Here is a 16491-nt window from a genome sequence, read left to right as displayed (position 1 = left end):
TTACTTCACCGCTCCCATGGTCAGGCCCCGCACCAGGTGCCGCGAGGCGAGCAGCGCAAAGACCAGCACCGGCACCACGATCAGCGTGGAAGTGGCCATGATCTTGCCGAAGGGCACGTCGTAGCCTTCCATGAAGGTGATCGCCATGGCGGGCGCCGTCTTGGCCGCATTGGGCGCGAGGATGTAGGCGAACAGAAGCTCGTTCCACGAGAAGATGAAGCTCAGGATCGCCGACACCGCCACCCCCGGCATCGCCAGCGGCAGGCAGATCGACCAGAAGATCCGCGCCTGCGAACAGCCCTCGAGCAGCGCCGCCTCGTCCAGCTCGCGCGGGATCGAGCGGAACTGGTCCGTGCAGATCCAGATCACGATGGGCAGGGTAAAGGTCAGATACATCAGGATCAGCGCGAGATGCGTGTCCCTCAGCCCGATCTCGCGCGAGATCAGGAAGACCGGAAAGGCCAGCACCACTGGGCTCACGAAGCGGTTGGTGATGAACCAGAACCACAGCTCGCGCTTGCCGCCGAACTCGAACCGCGCCAGCGCATAGGCCGCAGGCAGGCCCAGCACCACGGCCAGCGCCGTCGTGCAGACCGCCACGATCAGCGAGTTGACGAGGCTGCGGCCCACCCCGTCCACGAACAGCACCTCGCGGTAGTTGTTCAGCGTGGGCGTGAACCACCAGGCGGGCGGGCTCTGCAGCGCGACCACCTGCGTCTTGAGAGAGGTCGTCACCATCCAGTAGAACGGAAAGACGCAGAACAACCCGATCAGCAGCAGCAGGACCCCTTGGGCCCACAGGTTCTGCGCGGGGGCGGCGGCGGCGCGGGCCATGCTCAGGTCTCCCGGTAGAACAGGCGCACGTAGAGGCGGGCGAGCACGATCGTGATGACCAGCAGCACGATCGCCTGCGCCGAGGCCATGCCGATGTTGAACTGCCGGTTGCCCGTCCGCTCGATTAGGATGGCGATGAACTCGGTCGCATTGCCGGGCCCGCCGCGGGTCATGGTGAAGACCATGTCGAACAGCTTCAGCGTGTCGGCCGTGCGCAGGATCAGCACCGCCACCAACGACGGGATCAGGAAGGGCAGCTGCACGTGGCGCAGGATCGTCCAGTGGCTGCGCGTCTCCAGCCGCGCGGCCTCCTCCACCTCGGGGGGCACGGTGGACAGGCCCGCCAGCAGCACCAGCGCCACGAAGGGCGTCCATTGCCACACGTCCCAGAACACCACCGCCCAGAAGGCGTTCTGCGGATTGCCCAGGATGTTGACGGGCCCCAGCCCGACCCAGCCCAGCATCTGGTTGAACACGCCATAGCGCTGGTTCATCGTCACCTGCGCGAGCAGGCCCACCACTGCATAGGTGGTGGCCATCGGCAGCACCAGCGCCAGCCGCGTCAGCGCCTTGGCCATGCCCAGGCCGGGGCGATGCAGCAGGAGCGCGATCAGAAGACCCAGCGCGATCTGCACCGGCACGGCCGTGACGAACAGGAACGCCGTGCGCCGCATCGCCGCCCAGAAGGTCGGGTCCGTCAGCACCGTGGCGTAGTTGTCCAGGCCCACGAACCGCGTCCGCGCCACCCGCGTCAGGTTGAAGTCGTAGAGCGATCGCCAGACGGCATAGATCAGCGGGACGATCCCCACGGCCAGGAGCGCGATCACGGCCGGGGCCAGGAACGCCGCCACCGTCCGCCGCCGCACGCGGCCCAGCACGGGGGGCGGGGCGGCGGGCGCTGCGGCCCCGGGGACGGTCTCGGCGGCGGCGGTCATGCGTCGGGCTCCCACGGAGGAGGGGCCGGCCGGCGGGCCGGCCCCGTCGGTCAGCGCGCGGTCACTGCACCAGCGGTTTGGTGCCGTCGTAATAGCCGGCCGCCTCCAGCACCGCTTCCATCTGCTCGCCGATGAGGCGCGCGCCCTCCTCGACCGACACCTCGCCCAGCATCATGCGCGTGCCGTGCTCCTGCACGATCTCGGTGATCTCGGGCCACTCGGCAAAGCGCGGCCGGAACTCGGGCACGCCCTCCTGCCAGGACTCGACCAGCGCGGGAACAAAGGCGAACTCCTCGGCCACGCCGGGGATCTCGTACACGGCCTGCCGGCCCGGCACGCCCCCCAGCCGCAGGTAGCGCTCGGCATTCTCCGCGCTCGTCAGCCACTGGATCAGGAGCCAGCCGGCCGCGCGCTCGGCCTCGTCGGCCTGCGAGGCCACCGCCAGGCTGAAGCCGCCCAGCGCCGGGCGGCGCCCCGCCGGGCCCTCGGGCTCGGGCGCCACGCCCAGGCAGTCCACGATGGTCGAGGTGTCGGGATTGGTCAGCGTGAAGTAGAACGAGGACCATTCCGTGATCATCGCCACGTCGCCCTGCGCCAGCGCGTTGACCGTCTCGGCATGGTCCCAGGCCACGATCCCCTCGGGCATGAACTGCATCAGGTCCTGCCGGAACTGCAGCCCCGCCTGGCTTTCGGGGCTCAGCAGGTTCGACCGGAACTCCGCATCGAGGAAGCTGCCCCCGAAGGGCCACAGGAACCGCGCGAAGCTGTCGGCCGACTGCGTCTCGTTGCGCTTGGACTGGAGCGCGAAGGCATAGCGCCCGTCCTTGGTCAGCGCGGGCCCGTAGGTGTCCATCACCTCCTGCCAGGTCTCGGGCGGCCGGTCGAAGCCCGCCTCCTCCAGCATGCAGCGGTTGTAGAACAGGAGCCCCGAGTAATTGTCGAAGGGCAGCCCGTAGGTCACGCCCCCCCACGACCCGAACGCATCGAGCAGCAGCGGAAAGAAGTCGTCGAGGTTCAGGTTCGGGTCCACCAGATCCGGGTTCTCCGTGAACTCGGTGATGGGCACGATCCAGCCGTTCTCCGCGAAGTTGCCGATCCACACGAGGTCGATCAGCGCGATGTCGAGATCGCCGCCGGCCACGAAGTCGCGCACCTGCTCGCCCAGCGCGTTCTCGTAGGGAACGGTGGTGACGTTGACGGTGATTCCCGTCCGCTCCGTGAACTCGGGAATCATCTGGAGCGCCGCGGCATAGCCGGGCCGGTCCAGGAACAGCACGTCGAGCTGCGTGCCCGCATAGGGCTCCGCTGCCGCCTCCAGGCTCCACTCCTGCGCGGCCGCCGGCATGGCGAGCGCCGCTCCCAGTGCCAGCGCGCTGGCCCACGAAATCCGGGTCATGTCGATCCTCCCTGTGGCATCCGGATGTTGACATCCAAATGTAACGTGACCCATTCTAATGTTCGACAACAGCATCGTGTCAACGACAAATGATCCTGGCACGGCAGGGGGAGGATGCGGATGGCCGAGGTGGCGCTCAGGGACGTGACCAAGGCCTATGGCGCGCAGGTCGCGCTTCACGGCGTCTCCCTCGACGTCTCCGAGGGCGAGTTCGCCGTCTTCGTCGGCCCCTCGGGCTGCGGCAAGTCCACGCTCCTGCGCACCATCGCCGGGCTCGAGGGCGTCTCGGGCGGCACCGTCCTGATCGGCGGGCGAGACGTCACCACCACCGCGCCGTCCGAGCGCGGCGTGGCCATGGTGTTCCAGTCCTACGCGCTCTACCCCCACATGAGCGTGCGCGAGAACATGGAGTTCGGCCTGCGCGTCAACGGAGTCCCCCCGCCCGAACGCCGCGCCCGCGTGGCCGAGGCCGCGCGCATCCTCCAGCTCGAGCCCTATCTCGACCGCAGGCCCGCCCAGCTCTCGGGCGGCCAGCGCCAGCGCGTCGCCATCGGCCGCGCCATCGTCAAGCAGCCCCAGGTGTTCCTGTTCGACGAGCCGCTCTCGAACCTCGACGCCAAGCTGCGCGTCCAGATGCGCGTCGAACTCGAGGCGCTCCACCGCTCGCTCGGGGCCACCATGATCTACGTCACCCACGACCAGGTCGAGGCGATGACCATGGCCGACAAGATCGTGGTCCTGAACGCGGGCCGGATCGAGCAGGTGGGCGCCCCGATGGAGCTCTACCACCGCCCCGCCACCGAGTTCGTGGCCACCTTCATCGGTGCGCCCTCCATGAATGTCCTGCCCGCGCGCGACGAGGGCGGCCGCCTCTCGCTCGAGGGGCGCCCCCTGCCCGTCCCCTCCGCCCCCGGCCTCGCCCGCGCCGGCATCCGGCCCGAGCATGTCGAGATCCGTCCCCCCGGCGCGGGCGATCTCGACGGCACCGTGGCCCTGCGCGAGACGCTGGGGGGCGACGCGCATCTCCACGTCCGCCTGCCCTCGGGCACGATGGTCGTGGCCCGTGCCGAGGGCGACACCGACCTCGCCCCCGGCGCGGCCGTGGGCCTCGGCCTGCCTGCCCGGCGGCTCCACCTCTTTGCCGCGGACGGCCGCACGCTCCGCTCGGGGACCCCCGAATGACCGCCCCCCTCGCCACCGCCGGGGCCGCCCTCGCCCTCGCCCCCCGCGCGGCCGAGGAGATCCGCTCGGCCGTCGCCGGCATCGAGCCCGGCCAGCTCGACGCCCTCGCCGGGGCCATCGCCGGCGCGTCCCGCATCGTCCTCTACGGCGTGGGGCGCGAGGGGCTGATGATGCGCGCGCTGGCCATGCGCCTCTACCATCTGGGCCTTGCCGCCCATGTGGCGGGAGACATGGCCTGCCCGCCCGTGGGCGCGGGCGACCTCCTCCTCGTCAGCGCCGGTCCGGGGGGCTTTTCCACCGTCGAGGCCCTTCTCGACGTGGCCCGCGCCGCCGGCGCCCGCACCGCCTGCGTCACGGCCGAGCCCGGGGGCCCCGCCCCCGCCCGCGCCGACCTCGTCCTCGCCATCCCCGCCCAGACCATGGCGCGCGACGTGGGCGGCGCCTCCGTCCTGCCCATGGGCTCGCTCTTCGAGGGGGCCCAGTTCCTTGCCTTCGAGATCCTCGTCCTCCTGCTGCGCGACCGCCTCGGCGAGACCGCCGAATCCATGCGCGCCCGCCACACCAACCTGGAATAGCCATGACCTGGTCCGACCGCTTCTCCCTCGCGGGCCGCAAGGCGCTCGTCACCGGCGCCTCGCGCGGCCTCGGCCCCGGCATCTGCGACCTCTTCGCCCGGGCCGGCGCCGACATCGTCGCCGTCGCGCGCGACGAAGGGGGCCTGGCCGAGACCGCCCGCCTCGTCGAGGGGCACGGCCGCCGCTGCCTCGCCATCCCCGCCGACCTCGCCACCCCCGACGGCCCCGTGGAGGCCGCCCGCCGCGCGCTGGCCGAATGGGGGCCCATCGACGTGCTCGTGAACAACGCGGGCATCACCCGCCTCGCCCCGGCCACGGACCTTTCCACCGAGCAGTGGGACGAGGTGATGGCGGTCAACCTCCGCGCGCCCTTCCTGCTCGCGCGCGAACTCGCGCCCGCCATGATCGCGCAGCGCCGCGGCAAGATCGTGATGATCTCCTCCCAGACCGGGGTAATCGCGCTCGACGACCACGCCGCCTATGCCGCCTCCAAGGGCGGGCTCAACGCGCTGACCAAGTCGCTCTGCGCCGAATGGGCGCGCCACAACGTCCAGGTCAACGCGATCTGCCCGACCGTGGTCATGACCCCCATGGGCCGCGCCGTCTGGGGCAAGCCCGAGAAGGGAGAGCCCTTCCGCCTCGCCACCCCCGCCCGCCGCTTCGCCGAGGTGCACGAGGTGGCCGAGGCCGCGCTCTTTCTCGCCTCGCCCGCCTCCGACATGATCAACGGCCACCTGCTGATGGTCGAGGGGGGGTTCACCAGTGTCTGAGCCGCTCGCGGGCAAGGTCGCGGCCGTCACGGGCGCCGCGTCGGGAATCGGGCTCGCCTGCGCGCGCGCCATGGCGGGGGCGGGGGCGCGCGTCGTCCTGATCGACCGGGCCGAGGACCGCCTGCGCGCCGCCTGCGACGGCATCGGCGACCGCGCGCTCCCCCTCGTCGCGGACCTGCTGGACTCCCGCCAGGCGGACGCGCTGCTCCCCGGCATCCTCGGCCTCGCGGGCCGTCTCGACATCTTCCACGCCAATGCGGGCTCTTACGTCGGCGGCCCCGCGGCCGAGGGCGACCCCGACGCCTGGGACCGGATGCTGCAGCTCAACGTCAACGCCTGCTTCCGCTCGATCCGTTCGGTCCTGCCGCACCTGATCGCCCAGGGCGCGGGCGACGTGATCGTGACCTCCTCGGTCGCGGGCGTCGTCCCCGTGGTGTGGGAGCCGGTCTATACCGCCTCCAAGCACGCCGTGCAGGCCTTCGTGCACACCGTTCGCCGCCAGGTCGCGCCTGCGGGCGTGCGCGTGGGCGCGGTCCTGCCCGGCCCCGTGGTGACGGCGCTGCTCGACGACTGGCCCCGCGCCAAGATGGAGGAGGCGCTCGCCCAGGGCTCTCTCATGCCCCCCGAGGAGGTGGCCGAGGCGGTCCTGTTCATGCTCACCCGCCGCCCCGGCGTGGTCGTGCGCGACCTCGTGATCCTGCCCTCCGCCGTGGACCTCTGAGGCGTCAACCTTTCGTTAACCCCCACCCCTCCCCCGGCGGAAAAACCTCGTCGGATCAGAACCTTGGCTTCTCCGGCCGCGCGCAACACCCACCGCGCGGTGCGTTTACCGCCCGTTAACCTCCGCCTGCGAGGATGGCCCCGTCACCACCACAGGAGAGCCATGCCCCCATCCCCGCGCGGAGCAGGAGCGACAACCGGCGCAGAACACGCGGCATCGTCCATCGAATCAAGGCCGTCCAGGACCCAGCCGGCGGATGACGTCCGCCCGATCCTTTCCCCCGCGGAAAGGGTGGCCTCGCGGGGGGTTCAACATGTCCGCAGGTCGGCGCCGGTGACAGGACGGTTCGCGGCCCCTACATCCGTCCCATGGACGCCGATACCGCCCCGCGCCTCGCCTATCTCCTGCTGCTCCTCGTCGCGGTGGCCAGCTGGTTCTTTGTGCAGGGCCGCGGCAGCGCCGGCCGGATGCTCCAGCAGGCCGCCATCTGGGCGCTGATCTTCCTCGGCCTGATCGCCGCCATCGCGCTCTGGCCCGACATCCGCTCCGCCGTCGCCCCCCGCCAGTCGCTGGTGGAGACCGCGCGCGGCACCGCGGTCGAGGTGCCGCTCGGCATCGACGGGCATTATCACCTCACGCTGCTCGTGAACGGGGTGCCCGTCATCTTCACGCTCGACACCGGCGCCACCGACCTCGTGCTGTCGCAGCGCGACGCCGCCTCGGCCGGGATCGACCCCGCCTCGCTCGCCTTTCTCGGCCAGGCCATGACCGCCAACGGCCCCGTCCGCACCGCCCGCGTCACCCTCGACACGGTCGAGCTCGAGGGGATCGTGGACCGCGACGTGTCCGCCGTCGTGACCGAGGGGCCGCTCGAATCCTCGCTTCTCGGGATGACCTACCTGTCCCGCTTCGCCCGCATCGAGATCGAGGGCGGCCGCCTCCTGCTCATCCGCTGAGCCGCCGCGCCAGCACCGGCAGCCGCGCCTTGCGCAACAGCCGCGGCGGGTCCCAGGCCTCGCCCGACAGGCGCGTGGCCCGCTCCGCCGCCGCCGCCGCGACGCGCACCACCGCCTCCGGCGCCCGCTCCCAGAGGCTCACCAGGAACCGGTCCGGGTCCAGCCGCACGAGGCCCTCCTCCGCCAGCACCCCGCGCGGGAAATCGGCCGCGTTCCAGGTCAGGATCGCATCCGCCCGCCCCGCCACGGCGGCGGCCAGCACGTGCACGTCGTCCGGGTCGGGCAGCCACAGCCCCCGCTCGGCCCCCTCCGGCACGCGCAGCTCCGCCCCCGGAAAGGCCGCGCGCAGCGCCGCGATCTCGCCCCGCGCGACCGCCTCGCCCTCGGGGCCCAGCCGCGCCGCCGCCCGCGCCCATTCCTCCAGCAGCCGCGCCGACCAGAGCGGCTCGAACAGCCCCTCGGCCGCGCAGCCCAGCAGGACCTCGCGCAGCACCGTCGGATAGAGCACGCAGGCGTCGAGGACGACCCTCACAGCCGGAACGCCAGCGCCTTGAGATAACCTCCCTCGGGCAGGTGCGGCAGCACCGGATGGTCTGGCCCGGCGAAGCCCGTGCGGATCACCGGCCCCCGCCGCCCCGCCCGCCCGATCCCCCGCGCGCAGGCCGCCCGGAAGCGGCCCAGATCCGCCGCATGCGAGCACGAGCACAGGACCAGGAACCCCCCCTCCCGCACCAGCGGCGCGGCCAGCCGCGCAACCCGCTCGTAGGCGCGCAGACCCGCCTCCAGCGCGGCCCTGGTGGGCGCAAAGGCCGGCGGGTCGCACACGACCAGGTCGAAGCGCTCCCCCTCGGCCCCCAGCGCCTCCATCACGGCAAAGGCGTCGCCCTGCCGCACGGCGACCTCGCGCCCCATCGCCTGTGCCCCGCCTTGCGCCAGCGCCAGCGCGGCGGCGGACGAATCGACCAGCAGCGCCTCGCGCGCGCCCCCCGCGAGCGCGGCCAGACCGAATCCCCCCACATGGCTGAACACGTCGAGCACCCGCCCACCCCGCGCCAGCCGCGCGGCAAAGGCGTGGTTGGGCCTCTGGTCGAAGAACAGCCCCGTCTTCTGCCCGCCCAGCACGTCCGCGAGGTAGATCGCCCCGTTCATCGGCACCGGCACCGGCCCCTCCGGCGCCTCGCCCCGCAGCATCGCGGTCTCCTCGGCCAGCCCTTCGAGCGCGCGTGCCCGGCCCGATCCGTTCTTGACCACCCGCGCGACGCCCGTGACCTCCACCAGTGCGGAGGCGAGGGGCTCCAGCATCGCCTCGGCCCAGGCCGCGTTGGGCTGGACCACCGCGAGGTCCCCCATCCGGTCCACCACCACGCCGGGCAGCCCGTCGGCCTCGGCATGGACCAGCCGGTAGAACGGCGCGTCGAACAGCGCCTCGCGCAGCGCCAGCGCCTTGGCCAGCCGTGCCGCGATCCAGCCCGTGTCGATCCGTGCGGCCGGGTCCTGGTCCAGCACCCTCGCCACGATGCGCGAGCGCATGTTGACCGTCACCACGCCCAGCGGGCGCCGCTCGGCATCCTCCAGCACGGCCAGGGCGCCCGGCGCCAGCGCCGCGGTGCGCCGGTCTGCGACCAGCTCGCCGGCATAGACCCAGGGAAAGCCGTGGCGGATGGCGCGCGCCTCGGCCTTGGGGCTTAGGCGCACGACGGGATAGGCGGCGGTGTCTTGCATGACCCCCCATAGCCCGGAACCCCGGCCCGCCGGAAGGGCGCCCGGCGCCGGGCGGCGGGCGGGGAGGGTCGGAGGCGGCCCGCAGGCCGCCCCCGTCCCCGCGGCCCGCAGGGGGTTCAGGGTGTCAGCGGCCGGAGGAACTCCTGCCCCAGCGTCCAGGCGAGGTGATCGGTGACACGAACCTTCTCCGTCTGCCCCTGCCGGTCGAGTTCCACGGCCGCGTTGCCCCCCGGTGCGGGCAGATCGGCCCGGATCACACGCGGCGGCGCCAGCGGCTCTCCAGTCTCCGGGTCGACGAACAGGAGCGTGAAGCGGATCGAATACACGCCCCCCACCGAGAAGCGCGTCCGCTCCGTCACTCCGTGGAAGCGCTCCACCCGCGCCACGGCCACGGCCTCGCGGCCGCCGAGGTCGGCAGCGATCGCGCGGCGCGCGGCCTCCTCGAACAGGGCCGCCACCTGCGCGTGGCGGTCGCCCGGCGGATCGCCCCGCCACACCAGATCGGCGAAGGGGTAGAACGTGTTCGCCTCGCTGGCGCGGAGCGAGGCCGGCACCTCCACGCGGAAGGCCGTCACACGCGGGGCCGCCGCCACCTGCGCCTCCGACAGGGTGCCCGGCACGAGCGCCCGCGCCTGCGCCGGACCGTTCCCGCCGCCCGTGACGCCGCAGCCCGCCAGGGCGAGGACCGCTGCCAGAACCCAACCGTATCCGATCCGTGTCATCCCATCCCTCCGGGCTTGCAGCCCCGTCCGGGCGAGCCCAGCCACCGCATTGCGGCACGATTGTGAAACGATGAGCGCCTGCGCCGGGTATCGAGGCGCACGCGGCACGAATGACACGGTTGTTAGCGCTAACATGACCTGCTAAGGACACCCGACCGGCTCCAGGAGGCGCCCATGCCGCTCGATCCCCGAATCGCCGACGTCACCGATCGCATCCGCGAGCGCTCGCGCCCGCTCCGCCGCCGCTACCTCGACCGGATCGCCCGGGCCCGTGCCGAGGGGCCGCAGCGCGCCCATCTCGATTGCGGCAACCAGGCCCATGCCTATGCCGCGACCGGCCCCGACAAGTCCCGGCTGGCCGAGGGACGCGCGCCCAACCTCGGGATCGTGACGGCCTACAACGACATGCTCTCGGCCCACCGCCCCTACGAGGACTACCCCCGCCTCATCCGCGAGGCCGCGCGCCGCGCGGGCGGCACGGCCCAGGTCGCGGGCGGCGTGCCCGCCATGTGCGACGGCGTGACCCAAGGCCGGCCGGGGATGGAGCTGTCGCTCTTCTCGCGCGACGCGATCGCGCTCGCGGCCGCCGTCGCGCTCTCGCACGACACGTTCGACGCGGCCCTGTTCCTCGGCGTCTGCGACAAGATCGTGCCCGGCCTCGTGATGGCGGCCGCCACCTTCGGCCACCTGCCGGCCGTGTTCGTCCCCGCAGGCCCCATGCCATCGGGCCTGCCCAACGACGAAAAGGCCGCCGTGCGCAAGCGCTTCGCCGAAGGGCGCGCCACGCGGGACGAGCTGATGGCCGCCGAGATGGCCTCCTATCACGGCCCCGGCACCTGCACCTTCTACGGCACCGCCAACACCAACCAGATGCTGATGGAGCTGATGGGCCTGCACCTGCCGGGCGCGAGCTTCGTCAATCCCGGCACCCCCTTGCGGGACGCGCTGACCGCCGCGGCGGCCGAACGCGCGCTCGCCATCACCGCGCTCGGCAACGACTGGCGCCCGGCGGGGCACGTCCTGGACGAACGCGCCTTCGTCAACGGCATCGTGGGCCTGATGGCCACGGGCGGCTCGACCAACCTCGTGCTGCACCTGCCCGCCATGGCCCGCGCCGCCGGGATCCTGCTCGAGCCCGCCGACTTCGCCGCCATCGCCGCCGCCGTGCCGCTGATGGCACGCGTCTATCCCAACGGGCTCGCGGACGTGAACCACTTCCATGCTGCGGGCGGCCTGCAGTTCCTGATCGCTGAGCTGCTGGAGGCGGGCCTCGTCCACGCCGACGCGGTGACGGTCGTGGGCGACGGCCTGCACGCCTATACCCGCGAGCCGTGCCTGCGGGACGGCGCGCTGCACTGGACGGACGGCCCGAGGCAGAGCCTCAACGACCGCATCCTGCGCCCCGTGGCGGACCCGTTCCAGCCCACGGGCGGCCTCGTCCACCTGTCGGGCAATCTCGGCTCGGCGGTGATCAAGACCTCGGCCGTCGCGCCGGACCGCCAGCGGATCGAGGCGCCCGCCCGCGTCTTCCACAGCCAGGAGGCGGTCCGCGCGGCCTTCCGCGAGGGGCGGCTCGACGGGGACGCGGTGGTGGTGGTCCGCTTCCAGGGCCCGCGCGCCAACGGCATGCCCGAACTGCACGGGCTGACCCCGATCCTGTCGGTGCTCCAGGATCGCGGCCACCGGATCGCGCTCGTGACCGACGGGCGCATGTCCGGCGCCTCGGGCAAGGTCCCCGCCGCCATCCACGTCTCGCCCGAGGCGGCCGCCGGCGGCCCCCTCGCCCGGCTGCGCGACGGCGACCCGGTCGTGCTGGACGCCTGCACGGGCCGGCTCGAGGCGCTCTGCGACCTGTCGGAGCGAGAGCCCGCGCAGCCGGACCTCTCCGCCAGCGCGGAGGGGCTGGGCCGCGAGCTCTTCGGCCTCTTCCGCCGGGCCGTGGGACCCGCTACCGAGGGCGCGTCCGCCATCCTGCCCCCGCTGACGGAGCCCGCATGACCCCCGAGCACGCCTCAGACCTCGTCGCCCGCGTCTGCGCGCTGGCCCCCGTCATCCCCGTCCTCGTGGTCGAGGATGCGGGCCAGGCCGAACCGCTCGCCCGCGCACTGGTCGCGGGCGGCCTGCCTGCGCTCGAGGTGACGCTGCGCACCCCCGCCGCGCTCGAGGCGATCCGCCTCATGGCGGCCGTCGAGGGCGGCGTGGTCGGTGCCGGAACCCTGCTGACCGAACGGGACGTGGAGGCCGCCAAGGAGGCCGGTGCCACCTTCGGCGTCTCGCCCGGCGCCACGCGCCGCCTGCTCGACGCGGCCGAGGCCAACGACCTGCCGCTCCTGCCCGGCGCCGCCACCCCGTCCGAGGCCATGGCGCTCCTCGAGCGCGGCTATTCCGTCCAGAAGTTCTTTCCGGCCGAGGCGAACGGGGGCATCCCCACCCTGCGCGCCTGGGCCGGGCCGCTGCCGCAGGTGCGCTTCTGCCCCACGGGCGGGGTGGGCGCGGCCAACGCGCGGGACTACCTCGCGCTCTCCAACGTGATCTGCGTCGGGGGGTCCTGGGTGGCTCCGGCGGCGGCGCTGCGCGCGGGCGACTGGGGCGCCGTCACCGCACTGGCCGCCGAGGCCGCCGCCCTGCCCCGCGCCTAGCCGCGCCGCGTGGCGACCCAGTAGGCGAGCCCGATCGCCGCGCCCCCCAGCGCGTTGCCCAAGGTCGAGAGCGCGACGTTGAGCGCGGCCGCCCCCCATCCGGGCATCGCCCCCGCCTGCGCCCCCGCCTCCGGCCCCATCAGCGCCGCCGCGCCGAGGCCCAGCGGCAGGAGGCTCATGTTGGCGACCGAGTGCTCGAGGTCCATGGCGACGAAGCCCGCGATGGGCAGCACGATCACCAGAACCTTGTCGGCGGCGCTGCGCCCCCCGGCCGCCATCCAGACGGCCAGCACCACCAGCACGTTGGCCAGGACCCCGCTCGCCACGACCGCAAGCGGCGCCTTGCCCGCCTTGTTGGCCGCCACCTCGGCCGCCCGCGCGCCCACCGCGCCGTCGCCCCCCTCGTGGAACCCCGCCGCCAGCGCCAGCGCCACCACGAGGAGCGAGCCCACGAGGTTCGCCACCCAGACCAGCACCCAGGACCCGAACAGGTCGCCCAGCGGAAAGCGGTCCTTGGCCGCGCCCACGACCATCAGCGTGTTGCCGGTGAACAGCTCGCCCCCCGCCAGCAGCACCAGGATCAGCCCGACCGAGAACACGGCCCCCGCCAGCACCTGCACCGCCCCGTGCGGCATCATCCCGTCCGCCCCCGCTCCCGCCACGACCGCGAACAGACCCCCCAGCGCGATATAGGCGCCCGCCAGCAGACCCAGCACGATCGCCGCACCCGTGCCGCGGCCGGCCTTTTCCTCGGCCGTGTCGGCCATGGCCTCGGTGATCTCGTCCGGCTCGCGCGCCTCGACCTCGGCCATGCGGCGTCCCTCCCGTTGCAGCCTTGCACCCGACGCGGGCGGCCCTGCCCCGGTTCCCTCCGATCCCCCTTGAGACGACGCCTCCGCCGCCCTATCTTGGCGCCGTCCGGCAACGGACTATGGGCATAAACGCGCGCGGAATAAGCGGATCGGACCCGGGGGCGGTACCCGGCGGCTCCACCAGATACCTCTCGTTGGGGGGACCAGGGGGCCGAAACAGGATCGACGACCGTGTAAAGGCGTGGCTTTGTCCCGGTGAGGTACCACCGTTATCGGTCCAAAACGCATAGTTGCCAACGACAACCGTGCTCCGGCGATGGCCCTCGCCGCCTAACGGCGGAAAGGTCCAGAGCCAAAGTCCCGGGGAATAAGCCCCTCGGGCGGGGTCCGCAGGCACCTGGCAACAGAAGCCTGCACTTTCCTCTTTGTCGTTGACCGTTTCGCTCGGGCACTGCAAGCTGGTTGCATCTTGCAGGGAATGCGGCTCATGCTTCGATCGACCGTCGTTCTCATGGCCTTGGCTGCACCTGTCTGGGCCGAGCAGCCCAAGCTCGGGCCGAACGCCGTGGCGATCACCGACGATCATGCCTTCCTGCGACAGGCACCGGCCCCCGACTTCTGGGCCTTCGCGCCCTTCGTGAAGCCGCAGGTCACCCCCACCGCCTGCACCGTCGCGGCCCTCGCGGCCGCGGTGAACGGCCTCCGCGGCCTGCCCGCAAGCGCCGAAGAACCGGTCCTGACCCAGCAGGCGCTGCTCGAGGCCGTGGGCGATCCCGAGTGGATCGCGATGACCGCCCCGGACGGCACCGGGGTGCCCTTCGACGCGCTCGCCCGGTTCGCCGCGGCCTCGCTGCGGGCCGCGGGTCTGGCGCGCTACGAGGCCGAGGCGGTCCGCCTGTCGGGGCCGGACGATCTCGACCGGCTGCGCACCATCCTGCGCACCAACGAGGCGAGCGCGGACGATGCGGTGGTGGTGGCCTACAATCAGGGGGTGGTGACGGGCGACTGGTTCGGCGGCCATGTCGCCCTGATCGGCGCCTATGACGGAGAGGCCGACCGTGTCCTGATCCTCGAAGTCGATCAGGAATGGTACATCCCCTACTGGACACCGGTTGCCGTCCTGGCCCAGGCCATCGTCACGCCCGTGGCCGACCCCGACTCCCCTTTCCCCGGAGAGGTGGGCGGTCTCATCCACCTGCGTCCGCAGGACTGAGGGCCCAGGCCGTCCCGCGTGGCCACCCTCCACCCGCGCCATGACGCCCGAGGCCCTCGCCGCGCTGCACCCGCGCCTCTTTCACCTGACCGCGCCCGAGGCTCTGCAGGGGATCGCGCGCCACGGGCTTCTGCCCCCGCTCGCGCTGCTCGAGCTGTTCGAGGCGGACGAGGCCCTGCGCGCCCGCACCCTCGCCCGCCGCGCGGCGCCCGTCGTGCTGACCCATCCCCGCCACGGCACCGCCACGGTGATGGACAACGCGCCGCTCTCGGACGCCAAGCTCGCCCGGGTGCTCGACGACGGCCTCTCGCCCGCGGACTGGCGGCGGATGCTGGCCGGGCGGGTATTCTTCTGGCCGCGGCCCGAGGACCTCGCGCGTCTGCTCGGGGCGCGGCTGAACCGGACCCGGCCGCGGGCCGCGCTGGTGTTCGACACGCTGTCGCTCGCCCGCGCGCACCGCGACCGGCTGGAGATCAGCCCCATCAACGCGGGCGCCACGCTGCGCGCGCCCGCCCGGCGCGGCCTTGCCACCTTTGCCCCCCTTTCCGGCACCGATTGGTCCGCCTGGCGGCGCCGGCGCGGCCTCTCGGCGCCCGACCGCATCCGCGAGGTGACGGTGCGTGGCCCCGTCCCCGACGCCATGCGCCACGTCCTGCACGTCCTGCCCGACGCCCGTCGCCTGTTCGTCACACCCCCATGCCAAGGCAGGGGCCCATGACCGCCCCCCCGGCCGCCGCGCCCGCCACCCTCCGCCCCCCGCTGCCCGAGGTCGCGCGCGTGTTCCTGCGCATCGGCCTGATCGGCGTCGGCGGACCCGCCGCCCAGATCGCGCTGATCCACCGCGAGGTGGTCGAGGCGCGTCCCTGGCTCTCGGAGGCCGAGTTCCTCCGCGCGCTCTCCTTCTGCATGCTCCTGCCGGGGCCCGAGGCGATGCAGCTCGCCACCTATGCCGGCTGGCGCGTGGGCGGCGTGGCGGGCGGCCTCGTGGCGGGGGGGCTCTTCGTGCTGCCGGGCGCGGTGCTGATCCTCGGTCTCGCGCTGGCCTACGGCGCGGTGATCGACCTGCCGCTGGTGCAGGCGATGTTCCTCGGGATCAAGGCCGCTGTCGTCGTCATCGTGGCCGAGGCGCTCCGGCGTCTCGCCGCCCGTGCCCTTGTCACGCCGGCGCTGCGAATCGCGGCCCTGCTCGCCTTTCTGGCCCTCTTCGCGCTGGCCGTGCCGTTTCCGGCCGTGGTCGCGGCGGCCGCGCTGTGGGGCGCCTGGACGGCGCGCGGCCCCGCGCCTGCCCCGGCCGCGCCCGCGCCGCTGCGGCCGGGCCGGCTGCTCGGGACAGTCGCGCTGGGCCTCGCGCTCTGGTGGGCGCCCGTCGCCTGGGCCGCGCTCGCCGGGCAGGACCTTCTGGCCGAGCTGGGGCGGTTCTTCTCCTGGCTCGCGGTGGTGACCTTTGGGGGGGCCTTATGCGGTCCTCGCCTACATGGCGCAGGAGGTGGTGGCGAATCGTGGCTGGATCACCACGGCCCAGCTCATGGACGCGCTGGGCCTGGCGGAGACGACGCCGGGGCCCCTCATCCTTGTCACGGCCTTCGTGGGCGCGCTGGCCGGTCTTGGGCAGGGCGGGCCGGGGCTGGGGCTGCTCGCGGGGCTCATGGTGCTGTGGGTGACGTTCGTGCCGTGCTTCCTGTGGATCTTCGCGGGGGCGCCGCTGGTGGACCGTCTGGACGGCCGGCCGCGGCTGCGCGGAGCCCTGTCGGGGATCACGGCCGCCGCCGCCGGCGCCATCGCCAGCCTGTCGCTCGCCTTCGCGCTCGGCGTCGCGTTCGGCCGGCTGGAGGTTCTCGCCGCCGGCCCCCTGCGCCTGCCCCTGCCGGACCCTGCCAGCGTCCAGCCCCTCGCCCTCCTCCTCGGCCTTGTCGCTGCCTGGCTCATCCTGCGCCGGCGCCTGCCCCTCCCTCTCGCGCTCGGCCTCGTCGCGGCGCTGGCGGGCCTCCTCCACCTGGCGGGCCGGGGCTGAGCG

The 16491-nt window shown here is 73.2% G+C and carries 16 protein-coding genes, 1 other RNA gene and 1 pseudogene; 11 read left to right on the top strand and 7 right to left on the bottom strand.

What is annotated here, in order from left to right; all coding sequences use genetic code 11:
• From GT358_RS04600 to GT358_RS04590, 3 genes are all read right to left on the bottom strand, one after another.
• The gene (locus GT358_RS04600; protein WP_166581405.1) at window positions 1-834 is read right to left on the bottom strand and encodes a carbohydrate ABC transporter permease; all 834 of its coding nucleotides are present in this window, start codon (window positions 832-834) and stop codon (window positions 1-3) included.
• Between the two features lie 2 nt (window positions 835-836).
• Entirely contained in the window at window positions 837-1769 is a 933-nt protein-coding gene (locus GT358_RS04595; RefSeq protein WP_166581404.1) for a carbohydrate ABC transporter permease, read from the bottom strand.
• A gap of 61 nt (window positions 1770-1830) precedes the next feature.
• Window positions 1831-3165, bottom strand: a complete 1335-nt coding sequence (locus GT358_RS04590; protein WP_166581403.1) for a sugar ABC transporter substrate-binding protein — start codon at window positions 3163-3165, stop codon at window positions 1831-1833.
• Window positions 3166-3285: 120 nt separating this feature from the next.
• Here GT358_RS04590 and GT358_RS04585 point away from each other — a divergent pair, with 120 nt between their 5' ends.
• The 5 genes from GT358_RS04585 to GT358_RS04565 all read left to right on the top strand — a co-directional run bounded on the left by GT358_RS04585 (window position 3286) and on the right by GT358_RS04565 (window position 7369).
• Window positions 3286-4347 (top strand): ABC transporter ATP-binding protein, encoded by a 1062-nt coding sequence (locus GT358_RS04585; RefSeq protein ID WP_166581402.1) that lies wholly within the window; start codon window positions 3286-3288, stop codon window positions 4345-4347.
• Entirely contained in the window at window positions 4344-4922 is a 579-nt protein-coding gene (locus GT358_RS04580) for an SIS domain-containing protein (RefSeq protein ID WP_166581401.1), read from the top strand. Before GT358_RS04585 ends, GT358_RS04580 begins: the two co-directional genes overlap by 4 nt.
• 2 nt (window positions 4923-4924) lie before the next feature.
• Window positions 4925-5692 carry an SDR family NAD(P)-dependent oxidoreductase gene (locus GT358_RS04575; protein ID WP_166581400.1) on the top strand — a complete coding sequence of 256 codons (768 nt, stop codon included), beginning with the start codon at window positions 4925-4927 and terminating at the stop codon, window positions 5690-5692.
• A complete protein-coding gene (locus tag GT358_RS04570; protein ID WP_166581399.1) occupies window positions 5685-6413 on the top strand; it encodes an SDR family oxidoreductase in 729 nt (242 codons plus the stop codon). Before GT358_RS04575 ends, GT358_RS04570 begins: the two co-directional genes overlap by 8 nt.
• Before the next feature lie 368 nt (window positions 6414-6781).
• Window positions 6782-7369 carry a TIGR02281 family clan AA aspartic protease gene (locus GT358_RS04565; RefSeq protein ID WP_166581398.1) on the top strand — a complete coding sequence of 196 codons (588 nt, stop codon included), beginning with the start codon at window positions 6782-6784 and terminating at the stop codon, window positions 7367-7369.
• Here the strand turns inward: GT358_RS04565 and GT358_RS04560 are convergent.
• From GT358_RS04560 to GT358_RS04550, 3 genes are all read right to left on the bottom strand, one after another.
• Entirely contained in the window at window positions 7359-7901 is a 543-nt protein-coding gene (locus GT358_RS04560; RefSeq protein ID WP_166581397.1) for an RSP_2648 family PIN domain-containing protein, read from the bottom strand. The genes GT358_RS04565 and GT358_RS04560 overlap by 11 nt on opposite strands.
• Window positions 7898-9091 (bottom strand): RSP_2647 family RNA methyltransferase, encoded by a 1194-nt coding sequence (locus tag GT358_RS04555; protein ID WP_166581396.1) that lies wholly within the window; start codon window positions 9089-9091, stop codon window positions 7898-7900. Before GT358_RS04555 ends, GT358_RS04560 begins: the two co-directional genes overlap by 4 nt.
• A gap of 116 nt (window positions 9092-9207) precedes the next feature.
• On the bottom strand, window positions 9208-9813 hold the full coding sequence (locus GT358_RS04550) for a DUF6778 family protein (protein ID WP_166581395.1): 606 nt from the start codon (window positions 9811-9813) through the stop codon (window positions 9208-9210).
• Window positions 9814-9987: 174 nt separating this feature from the next.
• Here GT358_RS04550 and edd point away from each other — a divergent pair, with 174 nt between their 5' ends.
• A complete protein-coding gene (gene edd / locus GT358_RS04545) occupies window positions 9988-11811 on the top strand; it encodes a phosphogluconate dehydratase (RefSeq protein WP_166581394.1) in 1824 nt (607 codons plus the stop codon).
• Entirely contained in the window at window positions 11808-12452 is a 645-nt protein-coding gene (gene eda, locus GT358_RS04540) for a bifunctional 4-hydroxy-2-oxoglutarate aldolase/2-dehydro-3-deoxy-phosphogluconate aldolase (protein ID WP_166581393.1), read from the top strand. The genes edd and eda overlap by 4 nt, the downstream gene beginning before the upstream one ends.
• Here the strand turns inward: eda and GT358_RS04535 are convergent.
• Window positions 12449-13264 carry a formate/nitrite transporter family protein gene (locus tag GT358_RS04535; RefSeq protein ID WP_166581392.1) on the bottom strand — a complete coding sequence of 272 codons (816 nt, stop codon included), beginning with the start codon at window positions 13262-13264 and terminating at the stop codon, window positions 12449-12451. The genes eda and GT358_RS04535 overlap by 4 nt on opposite strands.
• Window positions 13265-13329: 65 nt before the next feature.
• Here GT358_RS04535 and ssrA point away from each other — a divergent pair.
• The 4 genes and pseudogenes from ssrA to chrA all read left to right on the top strand — a co-directional run bounded on the left by ssrA (window position 13330) and on the right by chrA (window position 16488).
• Window positions 13330-13682, top strand: a transfer-messenger RNA (tmRNA) gene (gene ssrA, locus GT358_RS04530).
• 69 nt (window positions 13683-13751) lie between these two features.
• Window positions 13752-14477 (top strand): phytochelatin synthase family protein, encoded by a 726-nt coding sequence (locus GT358_RS04525; protein WP_208103322.1) that lies wholly within the window; start codon window positions 13752-13754, stop codon window positions 14475-14477.
• 40 nt (window positions 14478-14517) lie between these two features.
• Window positions 14518-15195, top strand: a complete 678-nt coding sequence (locus GT358_RS04520; RefSeq protein ID WP_166581390.1) for a hypothetical protein — start codon at window positions 14518-14520, stop codon at window positions 15193-15195.
• Window positions 15192-16488: pseudogene (gene chrA, locus GT358_RS04515) on the top strand (chromate efflux transporter). Before GT358_RS04520 ends, chrA begins: the two are co-directional and overlap by 4 nt.
• The last annotated feature ends 3 nt before the right edge of the window (window positions 16489-16491 follow it).

The sequence above is a fragment of the Rubellimicrobium sp. CFH 75288 genome, from assembly GCF_009904055.1.
Taxonomy (GTDB): domain Bacteria; phylum Pseudomonadota; class Alphaproteobacteria; order Rhodobacterales; family Rhodobacteraceae; genus Rubellimicrobium.
The sequence above is the reverse complement of the archived record's forward strand: the minus strand, read 5'-3'. Positions and strand labels throughout refer to the sequence as shown.